The 25278-nt window shown below is 36.6% G+C and carries 21 protein-coding genes and 1 other annotated feature; of the genes, 6 read left to right on the forward strand and 15 right to left on the reverse strand.

Annotated elements, in window-relative coordinates; all coding sequences use genetic code 11:
* Nucleotides 1–306: 306 nt before the first annotated feature.
* From MKY30_RS19045 to MKY30_RS19070, 6 genes are all read right to left on the reverse strand, one after another.
* Nucleotides 307–2370: a catalase gene (locus MKY30_RS19045; RefSeq protein WP_147212067.1), complete on the reverse strand. Its 2064-nt coding sequence runs from the start codon at nucleotides 2368–2370 to the stop codon at nucleotides 307–309.
* A 198-nt stretch (nucleotides 2371–2568) separates the two neighbouring features.
* Nucleotides 2569–2973 carry a GNAT family N-acetyltransferase gene (locus MKY30_RS19050; RefSeq protein WP_147212127.1) on the reverse strand — a complete coding sequence of 135 codons (405 nt, stop codon included), beginning with the start codon at nucleotides 2971–2973 and terminating at the stop codon, nucleotides 2569–2571.
* A gap of 48 nt (nucleotides 2974–3021) precedes the next feature.
* Complete coding sequence (locus tag MKY30_RS19055; RefSeq protein ID WP_147212066.1) at nucleotides 3022–3501, reverse strand: metal-dependent hydrolase; 480 nt, start codon at nucleotides 3499–3501, stop codon at nucleotides 3022–3024.
* A 141-nt stretch (nucleotides 3502–3642) separates the two neighbouring features.
* Entirely contained in the window at nucleotides 3643–4005 is a 363-nt protein-coding gene (locus MKY30_RS19060; RefSeq protein WP_147212065.1) for an MmcQ/YjbR family DNA-binding protein, read from the reverse strand.
* Nucleotides 4006–4085: 80 nt separating this feature from the next.
* Nucleotides 4086–5315, reverse strand: a complete 1230-nt coding sequence (locus MKY30_RS19065) for an MFS transporter (RefSeq protein ID WP_341085104.1) — start codon at nucleotides 5313–5315, stop codon at nucleotides 4086–4088.
* Between the two features lie 60 nt (nucleotides 5316–5375).
* Nucleotides 5376–5948, reverse strand: a complete 573-nt coding sequence (locus MKY30_RS19070; RefSeq protein WP_341085105.1) for a DUF2087 domain-containing protein — start codon at nucleotides 5946–5948, stop codon at nucleotides 5376–5378.
* A 190-nt stretch (nucleotides 5949–6138) separates the two neighbouring features.
* On the opposite strand from MKY30_RS19070, the gene MKY30_RS19075 reads away from it, so the two are divergent.
* Nucleotides 6139–6303 carry a hypothetical protein gene (locus MKY30_RS19075; RefSeq protein ID WP_341085106.1) on the forward strand — a complete coding sequence of 55 codons (165 nt, stop codon included), beginning with the start codon at nucleotides 6139–6141 and terminating at the stop codon, nucleotides 6301–6303.
* 71 nt (nucleotides 6304–6374) lie between these two features.
* Nucleotides 6375–7040 carry an HAD family hydrolase gene (locus tag MKY30_RS19080; RefSeq protein ID WP_147212062.1) on the forward strand — a complete coding sequence of 222 codons (666 nt, stop codon included), beginning with the start codon at nucleotides 6375–6377 and terminating at the stop codon, nucleotides 7038–7040.
* Between the two features lie 119 nt (nucleotides 7041–7159).
* On the opposite strand, the gene MKY30_RS19085 is transcribed toward MKY30_RS19080, so the two are convergent.
* Complete coding sequence (locus MKY30_RS19085; RefSeq protein WP_156985281.1) at nucleotides 7160–7768, reverse strand: nitroreductase family protein; 609 nt, start codon at nucleotides 7766–7768, stop codon at nucleotides 7160–7162.
* 103 nt (nucleotides 7769–7871) lie between these two features.
* The gene (locus MKY30_RS19090; RefSeq protein ID WP_147212060.1) at nucleotides 7872–9197 is read right to left on the reverse strand and encodes an aminotransferase-like domain-containing protein; all 1326 of its coding nucleotides are present in this window, start codon (nucleotides 9195–9197) and stop codon (nucleotides 7872–7874) included.
* A 148-nt stretch (nucleotides 9198–9345) separates the two neighbouring features.
* Between MKY30_RS19090 and MKY30_RS19095 the strand changes: the two genes are divergently transcribed.
* Together MKY30_RS19095 and MKY30_RS19100 are read left to right on the forward strand one after the other, a co-directional pair.
* Nucleotides 9346–10251, forward strand: a complete 906-nt coding sequence (locus MKY30_RS19095) for a DMT family transporter (protein WP_341085107.1) — start codon at nucleotides 9346–9348, stop codon at nucleotides 10249–10251.
* Between the two features lie 166 nt (nucleotides 10252–10417).
* Nucleotides 10418–11296, forward strand: coding sequence for an NAD(P)-dependent oxidoreductase (locus MKY30_RS19100; RefSeq protein WP_147212058.1), 879 nt, complete (start codon nucleotides 10418–10420; stop codon nucleotides 11294–11296).
* A 155-nt stretch (nucleotides 11297–11451) separates the two neighbouring features.
* On the opposite strand, the gene MKY30_RS19105 is transcribed toward MKY30_RS19100, so the two are convergent.
* Entirely contained in the window at nucleotides 11452–12297 is an 846-nt protein-coding gene (locus MKY30_RS19105; protein ID WP_341085108.1) for a LysR family transcriptional regulator, read from the reverse strand.
* A gap of 175 nt (nucleotides 12298–12472) precedes the next feature.
* Here MKY30_RS19105 and MKY30_RS19110 point away from each other — a divergent pair, with 175 nt between their 5' ends.
* Both MKY30_RS19110 and MKY30_RS19115 read left to right on the forward strand, forming a co-directional pair.
* Nucleotides 12473–13453: a zinc-binding dehydrogenase gene (locus tag MKY30_RS19110; RefSeq protein WP_147212056.1), complete on the forward strand. Its 981-nt coding sequence runs from the start codon at nucleotides 12473–12475 to the stop codon at nucleotides 13451–13453.
* Between the two features lie 122 nt (nucleotides 13454–13575).
* The gene (locus MKY30_RS19115; RefSeq protein WP_147212055.1) at nucleotides 13576–14814 is read left to right on the forward strand and encodes an aminopeptidase; all 1239 of its coding nucleotides are present in this window, start codon (nucleotides 13576–13578) and stop codon (nucleotides 14812–14814) included.
* A 113-nt stretch (nucleotides 14815–14927) separates the two neighbouring features.
* Here MKY30_RS19115 and MKY30_RS19120 read toward each other — a convergent pair whose 3' ends face one another.
* The 6 genes from MKY30_RS19120 to MKY30_RS19145 all read right to left on the reverse strand — a co-directional run bounded on the left by MKY30_RS19120 (nucleotide 14928) and on the right by MKY30_RS19145 (nucleotide 24872).
* Complete coding sequence (locus MKY30_RS19120) at nucleotides 14928–15458, reverse strand: GrpB family protein (protein ID WP_147212054.1); 531 nt, start codon at nucleotides 15456–15458, stop codon at nucleotides 14928–14930.
* Between the two features lie 728 nt (nucleotides 15459–16186).
* Complete coding sequence (locus MKY30_RS19125; RefSeq protein ID WP_147212126.1) at nucleotides 16187–17401, reverse strand: MFS transporter; 1215 nt, start codon at nucleotides 17399–17401, stop codon at nucleotides 16187–16189.
* Between the two features lie 81 nt (nucleotides 17402–17482).
* Nucleotides 17483–17755 (reverse strand) — a binding site (T-box leader).
* 732 nt (nucleotides 17756–18487) lie between these two features.
* Entirely contained in the window at nucleotides 18488–20182 is a 1695-nt protein-coding gene (locus MKY30_RS19130; RefSeq protein ID WP_341085109.1) for a hypothetical protein, read from the reverse strand.
* Between the two features lie 334 nt (nucleotides 20183–20516).
* A complete protein-coding gene (locus MKY30_RS19135) occupies nucleotides 20517–21194 on the reverse strand; it encodes a response regulator transcription factor (protein ID WP_341085110.1) in 678 nt (225 codons plus the stop codon).
* A gap of 92 nt (nucleotides 21195–21286) precedes the next feature.
* Nucleotides 21287–22777: a glycosyltransferase gene (locus MKY30_RS19140; RefSeq protein ID WP_341085111.1), complete on the reverse strand. Its 1491-nt coding sequence runs from the start codon at nucleotides 22775–22777 to the stop codon at nucleotides 21287–21289.
* A 103-nt stretch (nucleotides 22778–22880) separates the two neighbouring features.
* Nucleotides 22881–24872: an adhesive domain-containing protein gene (locus MKY30_RS19145; RefSeq protein ID WP_341085112.1), complete on the reverse strand. Its 1992-nt coding sequence runs from the start codon at nucleotides 24870–24872 to the stop codon at nucleotides 22881–22883.
* Nucleotides 24873–25278: the final 406 nt, after the last annotated feature.

Here is a 25278-nt window from a genome sequence, read left to right on the forward strand (position 1 = left end):
TCCTAATCGTTACTATCATATAGAAATTATATTTAAATTATTTCGTTTTTTTGTATAAAGATTTGATTATAAAAAGCGCTCTCTATGTCACCTAGTATACCATGGGCAGCTTTGATGTCAAGCGCTTACGAGAATCAACTGAACCTTTTGAAAACGAATCACCGATTACTTGGTAGAGTAAATAAAAAAAGAAGACCCCTAAACAAGTAAACTTCGCTTTAATTAACAGGCCCCCTTATTCAGACAGAAGATATTGATTTTTTATCTCATCTTCAACATTTATAAAGATAGAAAGGAAAGATGTACTTATTTCCCTTTAATCCCATTCACATTATAAAGAAAACTTGGTCGCTCCCAAAAGCGCTGCTTCGCCATTGCATCAATAAATTTCTGGCCAAACTGAGAATCTGTATCCATCACAACGCCCGGCATCCCTTCAATTCCCATTTCCTTCAATAAGTGAGCACTCTCTTCCCTCGCACCTATTGGCTTGAAGTGATTGTACATATTCATAATAAAGGTACGGGCCTGATGATGGAAATAGTCATCCACTCCAGTTCCACCAACCAGGTAGGCACCCTCATAGCTTAAAGGTGACCCTGTCAGGAAGTTTTGGTCGACATCATACGTCATTCCTTCACTGCTCTTTACTTCACCCAGGTTGTTGCTTACAGTCACTACATGTATTCCTTCTTTTCTCCACTGCTTCAAAAGTGCGTCCACTTCCTTTCCAGGAAAGCCTTCCGCCAGAAACACAGCTACTTTTAGCGTTTTCGCCACGAATTTCGTATTCATCAAGCTTACAGCTGGTGATGATTTCGTAACCTTGGATTCTTCTACATCCGGTACAGTAACCCCGACTTTTATCGCAACCTTTTCGGCGAGTTCTTTACTGACCCTCGCCAAGCGGTCAACCATCTGCTGACGTACAGGTACATGAAGACATCTTCCAAGTTCAAAGCTGTAAGCACCGATAATATGCTCCCGCTCCACCGGCGTCATGCTGTTCCAGAAAAGCCTCGCCTGTGAGTAGTGATCCTTGAAGAAATCTGCTGTTTTACGCAGCTTCAATCCTTCTACCGTCGAAGGATAGGTTACAAAACCTCCCTTTTCCGGCGGTACTTCAGCTGGTGTATTATCTGCCAATATGTTTTTGTGATAAGAAACTTTCCCGCGGTCAATCACATAACGTGAAGCACCATCCCGCTGATTGTTAAAAACAGGACACACCGGCTTATTGATCGGAAGCTGCTGGTAATTCGCTCCAACCCGTGCCTGTTGCGTATCCGTGTACGAGAATAAACGTCCTTGCAGTAGCGGATCATTAGAGTAATCAATTCCCCGGACAATATTCCCTGGATGAAATGCACTCTGCTCTGTTTCCGAAAAGGCATTATCAACCGTTTTATTTAACGTTATTTTCCCTATCTTCTGAAGCGGAACTTCCTCTTCTGGCCAGAACTTCGTCGGGTCTAAAATATCAAAATCAAACATAAATTCCTGATCTTCCGGAATAATCTGTATCGCAAGCTCGTATTCTGGATGATTTCCCATTTTGATATTTGTCCAAAGATCTCTGCGGTGAAAATCAGCATCCTCACCCAGCTTTTGTGCCTCGTCCCAAATTAATGGATGAACCCCCAGCATTGGCTTGATATGAAACTTCACAAAATGAGCGACCCCTTCTTTGTTAACTAGACGAAATGTATGGACACCGAATCCTTCCATAGTACGGAAATTCTTAGGAATTGCACGATCAGACATAATCCACATAGCCATATGGGTTGTCTCCGGGTTGCTTCCCATAAAATCCCAAAACGTGTCATGCGCCGTTTGGCCTTGCGGATATTCGTTATCTGGCTCCGGTTTAACAGAATGAATCAAATCAGGGAATTTAATTGCATCTTGAATGAAAAAGATAGGAAAATTGATAGCAACTATATCAAAATTTCCGTCATCTGTATAGAATTTAATAGAAAATCCGCGCACATCCCGAACGGTTTCATTACAGCCCCGTGAACCAATTACTTGTGAAAACCGCACAAATAACGGTGTTTTTTTAGAAGGATCCTGCAGGAAATCAGCCATCGATACATCACTCATAGATTCATACAGTTCAAATTCACCATAAGCGCCCGTCCCCCGTGCATGAACAACCCTTTCTGGAATCCTTTCCCTATCAAAATGTGCTATCTTTTCTCTGGCAAGAAAATCTTCAAGCAAAGTCGGTCCGCGGTCGCCGGCGGTCAATGAATTTTCATCATCCGCTATCTTTTTTCCTTCATTGGAAATCATCTCTTGATTACGTGTCTCTCTTATATGGGATTCCAGCTGTTTTTCCTTTTTGTTTAGATCTTTCTTTTCTTTCATACAGATTCATCTCCTAACAATGGTAATAGTCTCTATTTTTAACCAAGAAATGAAAAGTATGCACTAGGAATAGTTTTCTGTATAAAGATAGAATGCCTTTATTGTATGTATCGTTAACTTCTATTTTATTTTGATTATTGTATTCAGTTAAAGAAGCCACCTGTTCAGTACAGACGGCTTCTTTAACTGATTTGGGAACTATACATATTTCTCCATAATAACGTAGGACTCGCCATTTTTCACAAAGCTTGAGCATGTCCGGACAAGACCAAACCTTTGATAAAAACTCTCCTTGTTTTTTCTGGCATTACACCAAATTCTCTTTATATCGTATGTTTTTGCTTCCTCCAATACTGCCTCTAGCAATCTACTTCCATATCCTTTTCCTTGTTCTGATTTCAGCGTCGCAAATTTTCTAAATTGAGCTTCGTCTTTATCTACAAACAGTGAAACAACAGAAATCAGCATATTTTCTTTAAAAAGGCCAAAATGAATACCTGCATCATCATCTTTTAATTTTATGTAATCAAAATCCTCATTTGGCCACATCACCTCATGTCTTAGCATCCAAGCTTTCTCTTTCTTTATTTTAGTAATTTGAATTTCCATGTTCCCCTCCTCTTTGCCATGGTTCTTAGCAAGAATCTACTTCTAAAAAATCCCGATCATACGGTTCGCATAGTAGAGCGTAACCACAGTCAGCAGCAATAAGATAATATTTTCTGCCTTTCCGCCGGTTCTCGCAGTAATTGGAAAACGAACCGTTATCCTAGCAGGATATAATAGCTTAATTCCCTGTTTGGTACTGGCATCTAATAATAAATGTGTGGCCATACCAATCAAGAGGCCCACGGTAATGGAGGTGTTACTGACTACTTCCGATAAAATAAGTGCCACTAAAGCTAGAAATAATAAACTGTGTGTAAACGTCCGATGTCCAAAGATTGTATTGATAATTTTCGAAATCGCCGGAAACCTCCGCCCGATTTTGCTGCCGCTATGGCAAATATCCGGAAGTAATCCACCGGCAGCTCCTGCTGCAATGAACCATTCGGGCTGGTAGGCATCCGTTATTGCCACAATAGCTGTCGTTACAGTGATGCCGGCCATGATATGTGTTTTCCCTGTCATGCTCTTTTTCTCCTTTATTTGTAAATTACATTCTATTATCATAACACCTCTACAAGAAAAAGAACATACGTTTCTTTCATTTCATTTCTGTTATTTAAAAATGCAGCAAACATTGATTGTCTGCTGCATCAAAATATTTTACTATTTTGTTAAATGATAGCTCGTATCCAAAAGCTGAAAGATTTCATCCTTTGAAAGAGTACCGTCTAATACAATACTTATCCAATGCTCTTTATTCATATGATAAGCTGGTAAGATTCCGCTATCTTCTCTTAGTATAGATGCTAATCCAGGGTCGCATTTGACATTTAAAACTTCAACAGCCTCTTCTCCTTCTATATTCAACTTCTCTTTATCAACATCCATCAGCAATCCAAACCATTTATTATTTTTCTTGTGCCGAAGCACAGCGTATTTTGGGAATTTAGCCCATGGATAATCTGGATCTATATCGTATTTTCTTTTCGCATAATTTAAAACCGCTTCTCTGCTCAACGAAATCACCTTAATCTAATTTAGAATAAATGAAAAGATTACTTTTACCTATTTTACCAGCAAAGACAGGCTTGTTAAAAGTGATTCCATTATTTGATATCTAATCTTTTTAATTTTCGTATGGAAGTACGAAAGTTTACACTTCTAAACACCAGCATGAAGGCTAACGCAAATGCAATATACGTCACGCCAACGAGAAAAGAAGTTTGCAGGGGAGGCAGCCACTCCGTTAAAAACCCTGCGCCGATCATGGCGATGCCCATGGAACTATTCTGAAACATGGATAAAGTACCGAATAAAAATCCCCGTTTAGAAGCAGGCAATATCTTCATCAAAACAGTATCAAAGCAAATATTGCTTATCCCGCCTACAAAAGTTATTAAAATGGCAAGCGCTAAAGCTTGTATAAAAAAGAATGATTGACTAAGTAATATGTGACCTGCCCCTTCCAGTAAAATCATCGCAACACCTATCGCAATATATTTTCTGCGTATCCATTTAACTATGGTTGAACTTAAGACAAAACCTATACCCAGAGCTGAATAGATTAAACCAACGCCTAAATCTCCTTTATCAAAAACCTCCAATGCAATTAAATTAAATATGACATTATCCACACCATTTGCAAGCGGCATAAGCAGCATAACCATTAAAAATACCCGTAATAAAGCAACTCTTACAATAAGAAACCTGCTTTTTTTTAACGAAGATTCTGCCACTTCCATTTTTGAGCTCTTAGCCGTATTACTTTTTGTCAAACGCCATATTAAAATTGCTGCTAACATAAGAAATGCCGCATGGAAGATAAATAAAACATGCATATTGGATATAAAAGCGATTATACCTCCAAGCAGTGAGCCAAAAACAAGTGTTATCCCTACAATATTTTGTTCCAAACCATTCACAGAAACTAAATTTCTTTTTTCGACGATATCGGGAATAATCGAAAATCGAACCGGATTATATATTGCCTGCCCGCTTGCAATAATAAATGTACTAAGATACAACAAGCCCAGTTCTTCTGTCATCGTTGCCCAGATTGGAAGTAATGCGAACGGAGCTCTTAAAAGGTCTGTCCAAAACAACAGCTTCGCCTTATAAAAACGGTCGGCCAGGTATCCACTAATGGGGGCGAATATAATTGTTGGCAAAACAAGCAAAGCCATCAGTAACCCTAAAGCAGCTCCGGACTCCGTTAATAGATAAAGCAGCGCAAAGGAACCAACTTGAGCGAACCGTCCCCCAATACCATTTAATACGGAACTCCAAAATATAATTTGATATTTTGGTTCCTTTTTCAATATTTGAAAATTATACAAACTATCCCCCCTAACAAAATAGACACTCATCTAATTAGATATTCGAAAAATATGACCTGATTATACAGGCCACATTTCAACCGGATTAAGTTCATAAATACCATCTTGGCGATACATAAAATGAGCCATTACAAATTCACGTCTAATTGTAGCGAAATCCTGATGATATTGCTGTATATGCTCATTTATTTCTTTTTCTTTATACGTTTTTCCATGTTCCAGGCCACGTAACATATATTCTAAGAGAATCAGCTTCTTCTTTCTTTGTGCAGGCAACGCCTTTAATTTTCCATTACCATCAATGAAGTTTCGAATGACCTTCGCTTTTTCTCCCTCTGTTATATCAAATTTTTCGAACATTTCATTATCTCCTATCCGAGTAATCTCTAGTGCCATTCGTTCAAGCTTATCTTTGTTTAAATAAAAATAAATTGTGTTCTTATCCCGCCGTTGATAAACAATATCAATCTGTTTTAATTTTGTTAAATGATGCGAAATTGTTGGCGGCTTTAATCCTAGCTTTCCCGCAATTGCTTGACCATGAAGAGGCCCTTCTTTTAATAAGCAAATAATGCGGATTCGAGTTTTGTCTCCAATTGTTTTGTGAAAGTTTACGATTCGATCTAATTGCATTATAATCCCTCCCAAGCTAATTAGATTATAATCTAATTAGATATATATGAAAACCCCTTTTTTAAAATAATGTTTTGAAAACTGCTTTAGAGGCTAGGAAAAATGGTGAATAAACTGGATAAATCAAACGAGTAAGGAGCTTTAGCTGACTAATCTGTCAGTCTTTTGGTGATGATGAAGGCAATCCATTATGTGTTTAAATATACCTGTAGTGCAGCAGCCGGAAGCTTTTTTGACAAATGTTGCAGCACTATTAGATGACGACGGGAAAATCAATAACAATGAAACGGTACAATTTCTCCAACTCTTTGTGGATACCTTTGTCCAACTAATAACGACATGTAAAGCAAATTAGACTGGACATAGCCTTGCTAACTATGAAATGATATTTGTAATAACTGATATTATCTAGAGGGAGAGGGGTATATGGACTCGGTTATTTTTGATTTTAACGGCACTTTATACAGAGATACAGCGCTTCATGAACAAGCTTGGCAGAAATTTATCCAGGAACTATTAGGCTATGCACTTTCTGATGAGGAATTTTCCAAAATTCACGGACGCTCCAATCATCTGACGATGGAGCGGTTATTAGAACGTTCCTTAACCAAAAAAGAAGGAGAAGATTTATCCAATCGTAAAGAAGCAATCTATCGAGAGATTGTAATAGAAAAGAAGCATAACGAATTAATCCCAGGCACGGTTGATTTTTTCAACTTGCTGAAGGAAAATGGCACACCTATAAATATTGCAACTGCTTCGACAAAAGTCAACGTGGACTTTTATTTTGAGTTTTTCCAATTGAATCGTTGGTTCGACTTAGACAAAGTTGTATATGATAATGGGAAGCTACCCAGTAAACCAGCACCAGACCAATATATTCAGGCAGCATTAAATATTAATACTGTTCCCAAAAAGATGACCATTTTCGAAGATTCACCCATCGGGCTGCAGGGTGCGGCTAATGCCAAAGCAAAACGGATTATTGCGATGTCTACCAATAATAATCATGCAGAGCTGGAACAAACCGGTGTTGTGGACTTTATTATTGATGATTTTACCGATGAACGGTTAAGAGAATTGTTTAATTGAGCTAAATTGTGCTTTAAACTGAAAAAATGTAATACGAATTAGAACCTCTAGATAATTGGAGGTTCTAATTCGTATTATATTAATAATCATATTAAACCTTAACAGAGCCCCCGTTAATACTACAATAAGCTCCTCTCTTCCCTTTCATACAAACGAGCAATCTCATCTAAAGCAAGCCGGTGATGAGCATGCCCCTCATCAACTCCATACCCTGCCGCCACCACGGATAAAATACTCCCCTTTATCTTCAGCATTGCTTTTACCTTTTCCAAATCAAAACCAAGCATTGGCACGCTGGATATACCATAAGCGGTGAGTGCCAGCAGCAGATAGCCAAGCGCAATATATCCTTGTGATTGCAGTACATCAGGAGCCACCTCCAGTGTTTCTAAGAGAGCTTTCTTGTCGCTTCTCTTCTTATCCGGGCTCATTTCCGGATGGAGGACATCCTCCACTTTCCCGTGCACATCCAGCAAATCACTATATAATACAATTACGCAGGAAGCTGTATTTAATTGCTTTTGATAACCGGAATATTGGTAGAGCTTTTGAATCATATTTTTATCTTTCACTATTACAAATCTCCATGGCTGCGCATTGAATCCGCTTGGCGCCAGTCTTACATGATCGATAATTTTGAATATCAGCCTGGTGTCCACCTCCTGTTCTGTAAAGCTGCGGACACTCTTTCTCTCCTGCATCCATTTTAAAATCATTTCTGAATCCATAAAAAATCACTCCTATCTCATTAGCTACGCTTCATTATGATAGAAGTGATTCTTGTCTGGGCGGGAATATTAAGATCTTGTATCGATACAGACGGCTCTTCCTTTACAGATATTTGCTGCTCTCTATCGCTTCGTAAATTAATTGAACACCCGCATCAATCTTTCCCTCCTGAATGCTGGTGGTATTCAGCTTTAAAAATTTATGGTTCTGCTTATAGCCTGCTATATAATTTGTTTTATAGTCATCCACTAAAACATGACGTTTAGTCAACTCTTCATGGAGCTTGTTCATATTAATCTGTTTCGGCAGCCTGATTACTGTATGCATCTGATGGTTATCATTAAATTCATATCCGGAAAAATAAGTTCTCAAAGCACGCCGCAGCATTTCTGCTTTATGCTGATGCTTAGAAACTATTTTATCTTTATGATGGGCATATAACCCGCTCTCCATGAATGTCTGCATAATAACCTGACTTAAAGAACTCGTATGAATATCAATAATTTCTTTAAAGCTTTGAAAGGACTCAATGAATTCCTCAGGCACGACAGCAATACCCAGCCGTTGTCCCGGGAACATAATTTTAGAAAAGCTTTTTAAATAAATAACACGCTGATCATTATCTATTTCATAAAGTGTTTTATAGCTGCTGTTCCCTTCAAAGTCACCTAAATAATCATCCTCTATGATATAAAAATCATATTTTACCGCGAATTCCAAGAGCTTCTTTTTTTCCTGCTCACTCATTGTTGTCCCTAGCGGATTATGAAGCCTTGGCATTAAGTAAACATAGCCTGGGCGCTTCATTCTAATCGTTTTCTCTAATTCTTTTAAATCAATCTTATCCAAATCCCGATAGCATGTGACGTAATCCAGGTGAAGGCGTTCCACCAGATTGATTATCTGATGATAGGTCGGCTGCTCAATCAGAATGGCTTGTTTTCGGGTCATCATTATTAAAGCGAAAATATGCAAAGCTTGCTGGGTACCACTTGTAATCATAATCTGGTCTTTTTTTGTGAAAATCTGATCCTCCATCAGCAGCTTTTGAAATAAATGCTTCAGCTCTTCATTACCAGTCGTTCTACCATAAGTAAATAATTCTGTTTTTTCATTTTGAACGGCAGCTTCCAGACATTGCGAATAGCTGTCCAATGGAAAATCTGTCCAGGAGGTAGAGGCAGTGGAAAAATCATATTTTCCTTTACATGCTACTGAATCTGTTTTTCTGGAAATAATAAAATAACCTACATTTGGTTTTGCATAAATTCGGTTCATATCGGTTAAATATTGTAATGCCTGAGTTACTGTAACTTGGCTTACTTCAAAGGTATCCATTAATTTCCGTACAGACGGCAAGCGCTCTTTATATTCTCCCTGCTCGATGTGGTCTAGAATTCTATTGGCTATGAATTGATATTTCTTCATAAGCGTCCTCCTTTCCCTATAACTAGATTACCATGAATGTATTTTCGCTGTGTTTTCCTTTGCCTTATTTGTATCGATACACTTGTAAAAAGAAATTCCGTCTATCAAACACGCCTCCTTTATTCTGAAAAAGAAGGAGGAGAAAGCCATGAGAAAAAATAGAGCATTACTGGCAGCAGCTGCCTTTTCCATTATTATTGGGTTGTCCTTTATGTTTGTTAAAATTTCTTTGACATATGAAGGGCAACTACTTATATTGGCTCAGCGTTTTACATTTGCCTTTTTAGGTGTCCTTTTATTTCTGGCAATAAAACCAATCCATTTACGTTTGGGTCGCAGGGAAGTTTTAATCGTGGCAGTGATTTCATTATTTTACCCGATTATATTTTTCAGCAGTCAGATACTTGGACTTGATCAGACAACAGTGACGGAAGCTGGAATTATCCAGGCGATCGCCCCGGCTATAACGGTTCTTTTGGCGAGTATATTTCTTAAGGAACAAGTCCGGAAAGTACAGGGAATAGGAATTGTGTTTAGTATAGCAGGAGTTGTTTTCCTGCAGCTGATGAACAGCTCGGGAGGCTATGATTTTCATCTGATTGGCAATCTGCTGATTATCGTATCTATTCTGGCAACGGCGATTTGGCAGGTAATGTCCAGAAGCGCAACAAAATCTATCGCACCAATTCAAATCACGATATATATCATGTTTATTGGTTTTCTGTTCTTTAATGCCGTCTACTTTATAAATGGCGGTTCTGCCGGGGAATATATCGGTTCCCTGACAGAGATTCCATATTTATTATCTATCTTATTTTTGGGTGTCCTGTCTACATTTGGAACTTCTTTATTGTCTATTTATGCTGTTTCCAAATTACCGGTAATCCAGGTCGGTGTATTTAATAATGTTGCTACGCTGATCACTATCCTTTCTGGAGTACTGATTCTAAGCGAGCCGTTTCATTATTATCACATTATTGGTGCTGCTGTGATTATTTTTGGGGTTATTTTGGTAAATGTGAAAAAGAAAATAAAGTATAAAAAAGCAGCATAGCAAATAAAAATCAGTTCTATCCTAAAAAATGCTGATTTTATATAAAAACATTTTAGCCTTCTTTACAGCAATCTGTTTTGTATCGATACAATGGGTATTTTTTTAGCACAAAAAAATGAAATTCTTATCATAATAAAGTTTCATACACCAATTAGGAGGAATATAGATGAGTAATTTGAAATCAGAAGTAAAAACAATAACCGTACTTGGTACAGGAATTATTGGAACAGCTGTAGCTAAAAATCTGCAGAAAAGCGGTTTTGAGGTATGCGTTTGGAACCGTACACGTTCAAAAGCCAAAATGCTTCAAACGGTTGGAGTTACTGTATGTGATTCTCCGCTGGAAGCCGTTCAGGATACAGATGTCATTATAAGTCTTTTAAAAGATGGTCCGGTGATATTGGAAGTCATGCAATCTTTAAAAGAATGCTTATCAGAAGGAACCATTTGGATTCAGATGAGTACGGTCGGGCTGGATATTGATGCATTAACAGCCTTCGCTAAACAATACGAGCTAATCTTTTTTGATGCTCCTGTACAAGGGACAAAACAGCCGGCAGAACAAGGTCAGCTTATTATTCTTGCTTCTGGATCAATATCCCATAGACAGGCAGTTGAACCAATCTTTGAAGCAATTGGAAAACATACCGTGTGGGTTTCCGAACAACCGGGAGCAAGCAGCCGGTTAAAATTAGCACTAAACAGCTGGGTCTTCGCTTTGACACATGGTGTTGCCGAGAGCCTTAGCCTTGCAAAGGAACTGGGCATTGACCCGAATTTGGTTGTGGATGTTGTAACCGGCGGACCGATGGATAATGCTTATTTCCAGCAAAAAGCACAATCCATATTGACGGATGATTATACAACAAGCTTTTCAATTGCAAATGCCGTAAAGGATGCCGGATTAGTAGTATCCGCTGCGGAAAAGCAAGCATTGCAGGTGGATATTACACGTGCCGGCCAACAAAGATTTCAACGTGCACTTGATCAAGGACATGGTGATAAGGATATGGCGGCTTCCGGTTTGGTTGGCATAAATAGGTGAGTAAATCGGATAGATCAGATGGGCAAGAAGCATTCTATACTGCAAAACTGCCAATATGGAATCTCATTGCACTATCAGTTGCGAGTTTTCTCGCAATTACGACAGAAACTTTCTGATAATATCGATATGAGAAATCACACTATCAAATGCTTCTATCATTGCTTGATAAAAACGCTCTTATCAAGCAATGATAGAAGTCTATTTCTTTTTGCTTCGGTCTTGGTACAAACAGCAATCGTACGCTCCAAATCTTTAACCGGGATAAGCTGGACATTCAGGTACTCGATACTTTTAATCAGTAATGCCGGTACAATGGTAATCCCCTCCCCTGCTAATACATACCCATACAGAAAGTCACCAAACGGAACCTCTCTTGCAATCTGAGGAGTATCACCATATTGCTTTGCAAAATCTATTATTCGACTCCGGGAATCACAGGGACTGGCATGCAGAATAAGTGGAAACTTCTTGATATCCTTCCATTCAAGCATCTGTGATTTAACTGGCATATCCTGCTCAGGTATAACAGCATAATAATTCTCCGTAAATAATTCCGTTATAAACAGATCCTTTGTCCAAAAAGAAGCATCGATAAAAGCCGCATCAATCTGTTCGTTGATTACTGACTGGACAAGCGCTTCTGAATGATTCTGAATAAAAACAGAATGATCCGTATTAATAACATCCGGGAGAAAAGAGGTTGAAATACTTGGCAAACAGCCAATCGTAAGTTTATCAGTTTGCTGCATTTTCATTAGCTTCTCTCTCGTCCTGTTCATTTCCTGCAGCAAGGATTGTGCCTGCTGGTAAAAATACTGCCCTGCTTTGGTCAGTTCAATTCCCTTCGAGCTTCTTGTAAGCAATTTTGTATTTACATCTGCTTCTAAGCTTCTTACTTGTTTGCTTAATGCAGGCTGAGAAATATTTAAACGATTGGCCGCTCTGGTAATACTTTTTTCCTTAACAATCGCGATATATGCTTCTAGCCAAATTTGATTCATTCCATCACCTCATAACAATTGATTATGACTTTTATAACCAATCTGTATTTCCGCCGTCTCTATGTTCACTATACAATAAACAAAGTATACAGGCAGTTTATTTGTTTTTGATTTAATATAAAAATGGTTTTATTCCTTTAGTTATCATAACGTATTGGAATAGAAAGGAGAAATTATGAAAGCAGTCGTTTATCAAAGTCAAAAAGGATTATCTTATCAGGAAGCGGAGAATAAAAGACCTGAACCAGGAGAAGTAAAAATCAAATTAAAATCTGCAGGGTTAAACCGTCGTGATTTATTTGTGATGAACCAGAAACGTTCCCAAGAAACATCTTATATCCCGGGATCAGATGGTGCGGGAATCATTACAGAACTCGGAAAAGATGTTACAGGTTTTAATCTATATGATGAGGCCCTTATTAACCCAAGCCTTGATTGGCATGCATTGAAAGATGTACCTGAAACACCGCATATCTTGGGTAGCCCATCCAATGGCACTTTTGCCGAATATATTGTGATCTCTTCAAAAAATATCGTAAAAAAACCGGCTTATCTTTCATGGGCCGAAGCAGGCGTATTATCTTTATCAGCTCTTACTGCTTATCGGGCACTGTTTACCAAAGGACAGCTGAAAACTGGGCAGCATCTTTTTATTCCTGGCATTGGAAGCGGCGTAGCAACCTATGCTTTACTGTTCGCCAAAGCAATTGGTACAAAGGTAAGTGTTACTTCACGCGATAAAGCTAAGCTTCATAAAGCCAAAGCTCTCGGAGCAGACCAGCTTCTCCCGACAGAGAGTGATTGGAAGACTGAGCTGAGAGAAGATAAATTTGATGTCATATTAGATAGTATAGGGGCAGCACTCTTTCCCAAATATTTTGATGTATTAAAACCGGATGGGAATTTGGTTCATTTTGGGGCAAGTTCCGGTGACAATATTACACTTTCTCTACGCTCACTCTTTTATCCACAATTTAATATCCTCGGAACCTCAATGGGAAGTGCAGTAGAATTCGAACAAATGATACAATTTATATCGCATTACAGCATAAAACCGGTAGTGGATAGTGTTTATCCGCTTATTGAAATCGAACGGGCAATGGAGAGAATGCAATCCGGAAATCAATTTGGAAATATAAGTTTAGCGATGGAATAAAAAGAAGGGCTTTCTTTTGGCATCTATCACACAACCAATATTTCCCTCCCCTTCTTTGTTATTCATAATTGATTATGCTACTATGAAAAAGGATATCAAATCTAGAAGGAGGCTCAATACGTATGGCTTTAGAAAATTTTGATCAATTACTGGAAAAATACGCTGAATTAATCGTAACTGCCGGAGTGAATGTACAGGAAGGACACACTGTTGTTGTATCCATCGATGTCGACCAGGCTCCATTAGCACGTAAAATAACGAAAGCGGCTTATGAAAAAGGCGCCAAACGCGTTATTCTTAAATGGGGAGACGATAAAGTTTCGAGACTTGGTTTTGAACATCAATCAACGGAAACGTTAACAGATATTCCTGATTACCGAATCGAGGAAATGAATTACATCGTTGAACAAGGTGCTACCCGTATCAATGTTGTTTCCAATGATCCTGATGCCTTAAAAGGCTTAGATGGTGAAAAAATTGCTGCAACTCAAAAAGCAGCCGGTGAAGCCTTTAAGCCAATGGCTCAAGCAACACAGGCAAATAAACTCTCCTGGATTGTAGCAGCAGCTGCCAGTCCGGCATGGGCAGCAAAAGTCTTTCCTGAATTAAATTCAGCTGATGAACAGACAGATGCATTATGGGATGCTATTTTCAAAGCCGTTCATTTATATGATGACGATGCCATCCAGACATGGGAAGAAAAAGATAAAACCCTGGAAACAAAAGCAGAAACGTTGAATAAAGAACAATTTGTAGCGTTACATTACACTGCTCCAGGTACGGATTTAACTGTCGGCCTGCCGAAAAATCATCGCTGGGAAGGAGCTGGAAGCTTTAACTCTCGCGGCGAGCGTTTTATCGCCAATATGCCGACCGAAGAAGTATTTACTGCTCCGGATGCTAACCGGGTAGATGGTGTTGTTGTTTCAACCAAGCCATTAAGCTATGCCGGTTCTGTCATTGAAGGGATGGAATTCCATTTTAAAAATGGGAAAGTAACCAAGGTTACCGCTGAAAAAGGCGAAGAGGTTATTCAAAAATTAATCCAGCAGGATGAAGGTGCTTCCCGTTTAGGAGAGGTTGCGTTAGTTCCTGATGCCTCCCCTATTTCTCAATCTGGATTAACTTTCTTTAATACATTATTTGATGAAAATGCTTCGAATCATTTAGCACTGGGTTCTGCATATGCGTTCAGCTTAATCGGCGGAACAGATATGACAGAAGAAGAGCTAAAAGAAGCAGGTCTTAACCGTTCGACTACTCATGTTGACTTTATGATCGGTTCGAATCAAATGGATATTGACGGTATTAAAGAAGATGGCAGCCGTGTTCCTGTTTTTAGAAAAGGCGCATGGGTTTAATTCGTTTGTCGATTTGACTATTAAAAAAATCCAACTACGAATATAGTTGGATTTTTTTCTTTATTTACATTTAAGGTGATAATAGGATAACTGCCAAGCATCTTTATTAAGATTTAATCTGTTCTCTTTTTAAAAATATCTTTAACAAATTCCTCTTTGAAATCAGTATATTCATTGACTCCTATAGAAGAATTCTTAAGATACTCCAACTTTATCTCTAAATACTGTTTTCTTGCAGCCTCATTTGAATTTAAATAATCCCTAAAGAAAATTAGATTATTCCATAGCTCCTTTTGATACTCAACCAAGTGAATAAAATGCGTTTTTACTTCATAGGTGTCATCCGTAAACTTTGCTAATACAATTTCTCCCGGTCTCTCCGCTTTCAGTCTTAAGAAGCCCGCTCTACTAAAACCTTTAAATAAGGATTTATCTACCTTACTTAGATCGTTAACGCCCACCAATATATCAATGATTGGTTTTGCGGCCATTCCTTTAATCGCTGTACTGCCAATATGCTGAATCCGATTTTCATCAAGGGCTGTTTTTTCTGCCAGTTCTTCTTTCACTCTCATAAATTCTTCGTTCCATGCAGGTGTATAGTCCATTAATTTCACTTCATCACTGTTCAGACCTAATTTCACGGCTTTCACCTCTCGTATTTTGTTATGAATATCTTTCTTAGCCCTTTACTATTTAAAACGGGAAATCATTAAGTTTTATCAGCGTTATTTCTTTATTCTCCCAATCACTTCTAATAAATGCATAGCAAATGGAGTCTGAAACAGTACCATTCTGCAACTATGCTTATTGCGATTATTTCATTTATTCCTGTTTTTGGACATACCTTATATTTTAATATATTTATATGCCTAATGGCTTTTATTGTTATTTTTAAACACAGGAAAAATATACAAAGATTGCTTTCAGGAACAGAAAATAAACTTACTTTTTGATTTTTTAAAAGATTGAGTACTCCTTTATTCCTCAAACGTTGGCTCTTTTCTTCGTAATAACTGGCTCAAAACTCCGTACAGGTGACTCAATCCAACCGCAATAATTAATATTACTTTCTTTATAGTATTAAGAAAATTTTTTATTTTCCCTCCTGGCTATAAAGGGAGCATCATAATCCCTGACACCTTGTCAGGGTCAACCACTTTTTACTTTGCAATTTTTTATGTAATGAAAAAGCCTTACTGTTTTTAACAGCAGGCCTATCGTTTGATATTATAAAATTATACCCTCTATATAAGCAAATTCTCTTACTACAGCCCTACTATCCCCTGGAGAATTGTAGTAAGAGATTTGGTTAAATAAAAAGGAGTTTGTATCATCTTCCAGGTTCATCTTAGAATATTCTCTTCCGGCATTAACCCGCTTCTTCTTGTTGATAGTAATTCCTTTTCGTTTTATTCAGTACAATGATGTTAATGATTACTCCCAGGAATAAAAACGCAATCGATCCTACAATATACGTTGACCGAATCTCGAATAGTTCAGCTGACAACCCAATTGTAGCTGTAACCAGGATAATGAAGAAAGCCTCTATCAAACCAAAAACGCTTGAGAATCTCCCCATCATCTCTACCGGCACGTTATTTTGATAGAAGGTTAAAAATCCTGTATTTGCGAATGACAAGGAAAATGTTAATAGAAAAAATCCAATAGCAGCCAACAAAAAATCACTCGAAAAGGCAAATATTAAATAACCAACTGAAGAAGAAATAGCTCCAAATCCGATGAGAATATTTAGTTTCAAATACTTCGTAAATAACGCATTTATCAAAGAACCGGCGATAATCCCCATTCCTGCTATACTCACAAGAAAGCCATAAGTACTTTCAGTTAACGAAAGAACCTCGGTAGCAAATGCAGCTTCTAAAGAATCCAGCGCACTCATAAATACAATAACCCCACTAAAAAGAACATATACCAAAGCGATATGCGTATTTAGTTTACTGAAGCTGACAACTCTTTTCCAATCATTAAAAATGATTGTCATACTGACTTTTTCTGAAATAACTTTTTCATTTAGTAATTCCAAGTTAGGAAGAAACAGGATAATGACCGCTGATATAAATAAAGCAATTGCATTTAATTGAATTGCTAAATATGGAGAGCCAAACATAAACAAAACACCCGCAATGGAGGGTCCCAATATAAATCCGCATGAATTAATAAAATTTCGAAGTGCATTAAATCTTTGCCGGTCTCCTTTAGGAACTAACTTCGTCATATAAACCATCGAAGTTGGCGTAAAAATGGAGCCAGCAATATTAATTATAAAAACGAATACGTAAATCAGAGTGATTGAATCCATAAATGGCAGCACAAGTATGAGTATAGCTCTTATTACATCTAATGAAATCATTAAATTTCTTTTATTTAACCGATCAATAAAACTGCCAGACCAAAAATTTGTGCATAATGTTGCTACAGGTATTAATATATAAATTACGGATACCGCTAATGGAGAAGCCTTCATATCCAATACAATTAAGTTAAGCGCAATTAAATAAACCCATGCCCCTAAATTTGAAATCCCAATGCCTGATAAAAGTAATAATGGATCTTTCCATCTCATAAACTTCACTTTAAGCCCTCCAAATTCAAGATTTTTTATTATTTCCTAATAAAAAAGAATCTCACCCCCAAAGTTATTAACTTTGAGGACGAGACTCCTTGAATTTAGAAGTTCGTGGTGCCACCCCACTTTGTTTCCATGTCGCCATAGAAACCTTTTCAAGTACAACATAATCCTAAATGATGTTTATACTCTATCTCTATAACGGGAGAACCCGGCACACTATCCATCATCTAAAACTTCCAATGTGCGGCTCCGAGACTTGATTCAATGTATGATTACATCCTCCATTTCCAGCTGCTGGAGTTCTCTGTTATGCTTGAATACATTTACTCTTCTCTTCTTTGCCTTTTGCATGCATTTAATGGATCAAATAAAATTTATTAGTATGAATAATAGCCTAGACGTTTGTCTTTGTCAAACTTTTCCTTAAAAATAAAAGTAATGAGAATACCGATGTGAATGCGCATTCTAACTCTCATAGAAGTATTATACTTATACTATATCACTTATGAAAGAAAATGCTTTAGAGCTCAAACATACCATTTTCGATAAAAAAAGAGGCCTAATTTATCTCTTAAATTTCAGGAGAACAATAGGTCGCTTCAACAACTTTCTAAAACTGAATAAAAGGATTTATATTTGTCGTTTATACCTCAAGGAAATGTAATCATCCTTTTCCGTATTGTGGTACCCTTTTTGTTCATATTGGAATTGGAAATCCTTTGCTTCATAGAAAGGAATACCCTTGTTTAAAATTCTTTGGCTACTATAAAAGTCCCTTATTACTGTCTCAATATACTCTTTGAGTAAATATCACTGTATGTTGCCCAATAGCCTTCTGTACAAACTTTCGCTATCCCCTCTACGTGTGCAGAGCTTCCTTTACAAATTTCCATCCTGAAAAATTCTCCCTGTACTTGTTAAGTTATACTAAGCCGTTAATTAGGTCAGCACCTTCAAATTTTTCAAGCATTGATTTTACTGTTTTAATTTGCTCTTCCGCCTATTGTTGGTTGGCCGAATTCATCTTGCCAGCTAACTCCTTGCTCTATTATCTTCTTTTGCCTGAACTAAAGACTGTTATTATGATTTGTCCCCTTTCAAAAATAAATTATAGTATGCACAATATCCGGATAAATAATGTTCCACATCATCAATTCGTGTCCGGAAGGAATGGTGTCGTATGAAGAAACTGCCGACGATTCTTTTCGGATTTTTAAAATACATTGCTAATTCCGGATAGAAAAAACCATTACGTTGATATTCTGCCCTTCGATGGATCGTTGCTTCTAATTTTGATTCATCAAAATCCAATTCATCAATTAAGTCATTATAACCGTCTGTTTTCATACGACTAACCATTTGATAAGCTGCCATCATCAGCTCCAGGAAGGTTGGATAAGTTGTAATTCTTTTATAAATATAATCCAGTCTATTTTGTACATTCTGCAAACCAAATTTGTAATATTTACGTTCTGGTTTATAAAGTGTTATTTCATTGGTACAATAGCTTAACCAGTGATCATGATGTTTCCAATGATTGCTTTCAATAAAATATTCAAATGCTTTTTCAACAGTATGTAACCACTGTTCATCACGATCGATTTTATAAAGGCGCATCAACGCAAAACAAGCTTCACCATCATAATAAACAATACGAAACTCTTCTTTTAACGCAAGGGATGGATAATCTAGTATATGAACAAATTTACCATTTTCCTGTTGCATTTGTATAATACCACGTGCCAATTTTTGTGTAAGCGGAATATACTGTGTATCGTTAAAGACCTCTGTATACTTTGTCATAGCCAGTACAGCTGCCGCAATTGCACCGAGTTTGATTTCCTTATTATCAGGCTTTTCGCCATCAATAACATAAGCTATATTTTTTTCTTCATCAATATATACTTTTTCCCTGATAAGATACTGTATCCCTTTTACAATCGCTTCCGCAGCTTCTTCTGTGGGCTGGAACTCATAAGCCTCAATCATTGAATAAATGGTGCTGCAATGACGGAGACTATTATAATGCTTTATCTCCTTATCAAAATAAGAAAAAAAGCCATAGACAAATTTACCATTTGGTTTACTCAAACTAGCTAAATACTTCTGCCCCTCATTGACTAACATGTTAACTTCTTCTGCATTTAAAGGGGTATTTCTTCGTCCATTATCATGAATACCATGATGTAATTTATAATATTTTCCATTTTCATAAAAATAACCTTGCGTCTCAAAAATATATACTTTTTCAACCACTTTAAAATTTACTGGTTTTAACTTTGGTCTATGCTTACTAATATAGCTTTGCAAATTTCTTTCATGAATAAAACCACGTTTTGTCTCCGGATCAATTTGAATCACTGCATTTCCATTTAGCTCTTGCTCTAAAAAGGCATGTTTAAAGTCTCTATTAAAGCTTATACCTTGGCGAAAATAATTCTTTTTAGTGTTTGTAATACGATTGATAAATTCTGTGATAGTTAAAGGAGTCACTTTAGTAACAATGTCAATTTTTAAGGAAATAAACATCTCTTTTAAATTTTTTAAATAAGAATATCCCAGATTTTCTATATTTGTCCAAACTTGAGAAAAACTTTTTCCACTTGCATTTAATACCGTAGCGCGTTTATCGTCGAATCCAATTGATAAAAAGATATTTAAAGCAGGCTGACTATTGATATGTTGGAAAAATTCACTATCCTCTATGATATTTTTCTTCAGGTGTTCAAGATGTTCTTTGAAATATGGATATGATACTTTATCTATGGTAATCATTATGCCCTCCTATGCTTTTATAACCTATATTGCTGAGTTTAAACTATACCCTGTGAAGCATAGATCTTTAGCCTTGTTACGAGATTATAAGTAGTTTACTTATTTGCTCTTGTAACACGGTAATTATATCTCCAATAATGGTTTACTCATTAAATTGATTAAAGAATATTTTGAGGAGAAGTAAAATAGTGGTAAAGATAATGATACGGGAAATAGATATTCATTAATATTCCTAGTTTACCTAGATTTATTTTAAGCTAATAACTTCTATTTGAAATTCATATGACTAAAACTATTAGTCAATAATTATTGTAAAAAACCTATTCCAATAGATTTAATGAATAACCACCCATCCTGATTTTATTGCAACAAGTACTGCTTGTGTTCGATCAGAGACGCCCATTTTACTCAGGATACTGCTTACGTGGTTTTTAACTGTCTTATCACTAATACCTAAAGTATTTGCCATTTTACGATTATTCGCCCCTTCCGCCAATAATTGTAAAACTTCACATTCCCTTACAGTAAAAAGATGTAGTGGTTTTCGATATTCCATGTTTCTTTCTACAGATAAAATTCTATTATCATTATCTAACTTACGATAATCTCTTAAAATATCGTAAGCTATTTTGGGATCAAAATAAGTGTTGCCTCTACTTACTGTTTTTACGGAATCAATAAGAGATTTTTTACTTACCTCTCCTAATAAATAACCCTGTACTCCATGTTTAAGTGCATAATCAACTTGGTATTTATCAAATTCGGCAGCAAGAACAATAACTTTTGCAATCGAAAATCTATTGGTTATTTCCTTTATCTTATTTAGATTATTTAATTCTGGTTTGATTAATTCCATTAACACAATGTTATTTTTTAAATATAAATATTGTTTTATCTCTTCTATTTGATCGCTTGCAGAAATAACTCGAAATTCTGATTCACATTCTAAAATACGTTTTATCCCATCCCTAAATAGTTTATTTTTAAAAGATAATATAATGCTTGAATCCATGTAGTAACGTTTCCTCTCTTAATAACAATTCCCTGTCATATACTTCGATTTATCATTTAAACATTGATACTTTTTAGATTAGAATTATCAAACTAAATAAGGTTATTCAGCAATTCTTTCCACTTATTGGCTACTTTATCTTCTGTATAATCAGTTGCGGAATGTATTGCTTTTTGACGGTAAGTATTTTTCTCATCATTAGATTTATTTAAATAAGCAACAATCTTTTCAGCAAATTTCTCTTTGTCACCAAATGTAACGAGAAAGCCATTTTCATCTTCTTGAATCATTTCATCAACACCGTAGCGAACATTGTAACTGCCGACTGGACAGCCACATGCTAAACTCTCTAAAACACTCATTGTAAAACCCTCTGCCTGGCCGGCAAATAGAAACAGCTCGCTAGAAGCATAGACATCCTCCACTTTGTCTACATAGCCATTAAATTTCACATTATCCTTCAATTCGAGTCTTTGAGCTAATTTCTTTAATTGCTGCTGTTCTTTCCCGCCTCCATATATTTCTAATAACACATCTGGAATATGCTTCTTTACTATCGCAATAATTTCTAACAAATGATCAATATTTTTTTCAGGTGCTAACCGACTGACAGAAACTAATTTATTAACCGTAGGCTTTTTTTCGGATAATGTGTCGACTAACAGGCATGGATGTGGAATAGCAGTTAAATTTTGAATGCCATATTGTTTCTCAATGTCTCTTTTTTGATTGTTCGTTAATACAACGATATTATCGAAACTATATGGACTGTTAAGAACTTCTTTATAGTTCTTATTTACTTTAGAACGAAACGTAGTATTTGAGAAAAATGTAGAATGGAAAACAGAGATTGTCTTCACATTTAGCTGCTTATTTTCAATAAAAAGGGAACTATATCTTTTGTTTCGATCGATAATAACAACATGCTCTTCTTGATCGATTATTTTTTTCAAAAAATAAAGGATAAGAGCCTGTTCATCAGGAAGAACTGCTTTAAATACAGAATTTTCATCACTGATAAGATATGGACCATCCTCATATTTTGTTATAACTCGTTTACCATATACATCAAAATATTCCGTCATGTAAACAGTGTTATCCTGACGTAAATATTCTGTATGGGATAATTGACCAAATCGATTAAATCGATCACGGACGATTTTCTTCCCGCTATCGAAATAGTTAATATAATCTAACTGGTTGTTTGATCTATAAATAATATACTTCACGAGGTTATTATTAGTATCAAACATACGAACATGAAATTTTCCATTCGATGTTTCATTTTCATAACCATAAGCCTGCTCTCTTTTTATCTGAAAAGGAGGGAGTTCTTTTCCTTCTTCACTTCGCTGAAAATATTCGAATAAATTTATCATGGAAATGTTCTTATCAACAATACCATTTGCAATATAACGTTCCCAATTTGTATGTATATTGGTATTTTTATTTACGGTGACAAATACTGGTTCCACTTCTAAGTATTTCACAAACATATTTCCACGTTTCATTGCTGATTTTTCAACGCCAGTAAGTTGTTGTCCGATATTGGAATGTAAGAAATAAACCTTTTTTCTACTCAATGATATTTTCCTTTCCTTATCAAAACTTATCAAGATATGAGATAAAATATATAGGCAAAAGCAAATATCGGCCGATATTTGCTTTTGCATGAATGTTGTTTATTTATTCACTTGTTTTCTTTCTTCTTGAAAACATTGTTGTTCCAATTCCAGCTGCTACAGCCACTAATCCAATTAGTCCAATTGTCCACATGGATGTTGCTGTGCTTGGCAGCTTCTGGCCTTCTCGTTGACCTTTACTACTTTCTGTCTCGTAGCCTTGACCTGATTGACCTTGTGATGTGTTAGATCCAGAACCCGAACCATTTCCTGGCGTAGCGGCACCTGAATCTTTTCCACCATTTCCATCTTCACCGGAACTGCTATCTTTAGGAACCGTTACTTGATGCTCATCATTTACATTGCCTGCTTCATCTGCAGCAACTAATGTTAGAACATCACCCGCTTCTACTGCATTGCCTGCAACTATCAGCGTATATTTGCCTGTTTCCTTATCAAAAATGACTTCTTCGATATCAACTTCATTTCCATCTTCATCAATTAATTTAATATCATCTAATTCTTCATCGGATGTAAAGGAAATCTCATATCCATCATTACTGTTTCCGTCGATTGTTACATCGCTAAGTTCCGGTGCATCCGTGTCGGCATCGCTATCCGAATCGGAATCACTGTCTGAGTCAGAGTCGCTGTCTGAGTCAGAATCACTGTCCGAATCGGAGTCGCTATCTGAGTCGCTATCTGAGTCAGAATCACTGTCTGAGTCAGAGTCGCTATCTGAATCGGAATCACTGTCCGAATCGGAGTCGCTATCTGAGTCGGAATCACTGTCCGAATCGGAGTCGCTATCTGAGTCAGAATCACTGTCTGAGTCAGAGTCGCTATCTGAATCGGAATCACTGTCTGAGTCGGAATCGCTGTCTGAATCGGAATCACTGTCTGAGTCAGAATCACTTTCATCATCTTCATCAAACGTAACAGTAGTAGAATCTTCCAGGCTTTCTAATAAAGCTGCATCAATGACTGAATCCTGTACACCTGCACCTTCAATAACAACTTCTCCATTCACACCTGCTGGTTTATTTACCAGTACATCTAAGTTTACAGAAGTATTGCCTATTACCTGAGCGCTTGCTAAATCATTTGAAAGATCAATAGTTCCATCAGTAAGTTCCGTTGCTAGATTTGTTACTTCTTCTGTTACATTTCCTACTAGAGGTAAAAGAAGGTCATTCGTAAGTGAGTTAAGTAAATCACCAACTATAGGCAGATCACTTAAAATATTTATTTCCAGATTATTTACTGCGTTGGATACATCATCTAAAGCGGATTGAACAACATCGACTACCGCAGTTTCTAAGTGGTTACCTAGACCATCAGAGAATGTGACAGCAATTGTGCCATTTTCATTATCTACTGTATATTCAACATCATCACTATATGCAAGTACATCTGCTAAAGCATCATTTAAATTATTTAGGTTATCAATTGCTGCATTTAATTCTTCTAAACCGTTGATTTCTACCAAGGATGGTGGAATTAACGCAGGTAATGCATCATTAATTCCGCTGATTAGACCCGTAACTAAACCGGTAAGAGTACCTTGCAGCCCCTCAAGCGCTCCATCCAAAGCTGGTAGATCTCCCATAGTAATTGGCAGAATATCAACGCTTACAGATGCTGTCCCGCCACTATGTTCCAGTTGGCCAGCTAAATCTGGAGCATAAAATACTACTGTTCTATCAGGACTGATTAATTCAACATCAGCTAATCCAGTACCTGTTAAACCTAGGTTAAGATTATAATAATTAGGATCTTCTGAATCAGTTAAATTTGCATCAATATTAATATCAGTTAATAATCGCACTTCTGCCAGACTCGCATATGGAGCAATATTTAAAATAGCAGATGAACTGGCAATTTTAGGATTAGTCAAAGCTTCCCCAGCTGTTGAAGCACCTGCAACAGCTGGCAATGTATTAAAAGCTAATAGAGAAGCCGCTGCTGAAGAAGCAAATACCTTCCTCATTTTACTCGATCGGCTTACTTTTTTTGCTTGCATCTTACGTTTATAATCAAAATTCTTTTTACTCACAATTCCATCCTCCCTTTGCTTAGCACTTCTCCAAAATATTCACTCGTCAACAACTTAAATTAGAATATGTATTAGTTATTCTTATCAAATGCCCCCTTGTCGTTTAGCTAATTTCTAAAGATGACTGAACCAAATTAATATGTATGTAAATTAGCTAAAAAATAAAGTTTTGGATGATTATCATTGGCAGAATTAAAAGATTCTCTTAAAAACTAAATCTCTCAAAAATTGTGATAATTAGTTAAATACCAAATCTACCAACATAATATTCTTCCTGCAATACCTGCCAAAATGTGACTTTTTTGGCTACACCGCCTAATTTTAGAGTGCTTTATTTAATCTTGTAAATCCTAGACTTTTCACCCTGATTTTATTAAATTATTGTTACCAAATAGAAATTTCTATT

This window comes from Oceanobacillus sp. FSL W8-0428, assembly GCF_038004405.1.
Lineage (GTDB): Bacteria > Bacillota > Bacilli > Bacillales > Amphibacillaceae > Oceanobacillus > Oceanobacillus sojae.

Bases quoted from the DNA above. Each gene is read 5' to 3' on its own strand.
- MKY30_RS19115 (WP_147212055.1), top strand. From the start codon at position 13,576: ATGGCTTTAGAAAATTTTGATCAATTACTGGAAAAATACGCTGAATTA.
- MKY30_RS19105 (WP_341085108.1), bottom strand. From the start codon at position 12,297: ATGAATCAAATTTGGCTAGAAGCATATATCGCGATTGTTAAGGAAAAA.
- MKY30_RS19090 (WP_147212060.1), bottom strand. From the start codon at position 9,197: ATGAAGAAATATCAATTCATAGCCAATAGAATTCTAGACCACATCGAG.
- MKY30_RS19075 (WP_341085106.1), top strand. From the start codon at position 6,139: ATGTGTTTAAATATACCTGTAGTGCAGCAGCCGGAAGCTTTTTTGACA.
- MKY30_RS19045 (WP_147212067.1), bottom strand. From the start codon at position 2,370: ATGAAAGAAAAGAAAGATCTAAACAAAAAGGAAAAACAGCTGGAATCC.
- MKY30_RS19080 (WP_147212062.1), top strand. From the start codon at position 6,375: ATGGACTCGGTTATTTTTGATTTTAACGGCACTTTATACAGAGATACA.
- MKY30_RS19110 (WP_147212056.1), top strand. From the start codon at position 12,473: ATGAAAGCAGTCGTTTATCAAAGTCAAAAAGGATTATCTTATCAGGAA.
- MKY30_RS19135 (WP_341085110.1), bottom strand. From the start codon at position 21,194: ATGGATTCAAGCATTATATTATCTTTTAAAAATAAACTATTTAGGGAT.
- MKY30_RS19100 (WP_147212058.1), top strand. From the start codon at position 10,418: ATGAGTAATTTGAAATCAGAAGTAAAAACAATAACCGTACTTGGTACA.
- MKY30_RS19095 (WP_341085107.1), top strand. From the start codon at position 9,346: ATGAGAAAAAATAGAGCATTACTGGCAGCAGCTGCCTTTTCCATTATT.
- MKY30_RS19070 (WP_341085105.1), bottom strand. From the start codon at position 5,948: ATGCAATTAGATCGAATCGTAAACTTTCACAAAACAATTGGAGACAAA.
- MKY30_RS19125 (WP_147212126.1), bottom strand. From the start codon at position 17,401: ATGAGATGGAAAGATCCATTATTACTTTTATCAGGCATTGGGATTTCA.
- MKY30_RS19055 (WP_147212066.1), bottom strand. From the start codon at position 3,501: ATGACAGGGAAAACACATATCATGGCCGGCATCACTGTAACGACAGCT.
- MKY30_RS19085 (WP_156985281.1), bottom strand. From the start codon at position 7,768: ATGGATTCAGAAATGATTTTAAAATGGATGCAGGAGAGAAAGAGTGTC.
- MKY30_RS19130 (WP_341085109.1), bottom strand. From the start codon at position 20,182: ATGATTACCATAGATAAAGTATCATATCCATATTTCAAAGAACATCTT.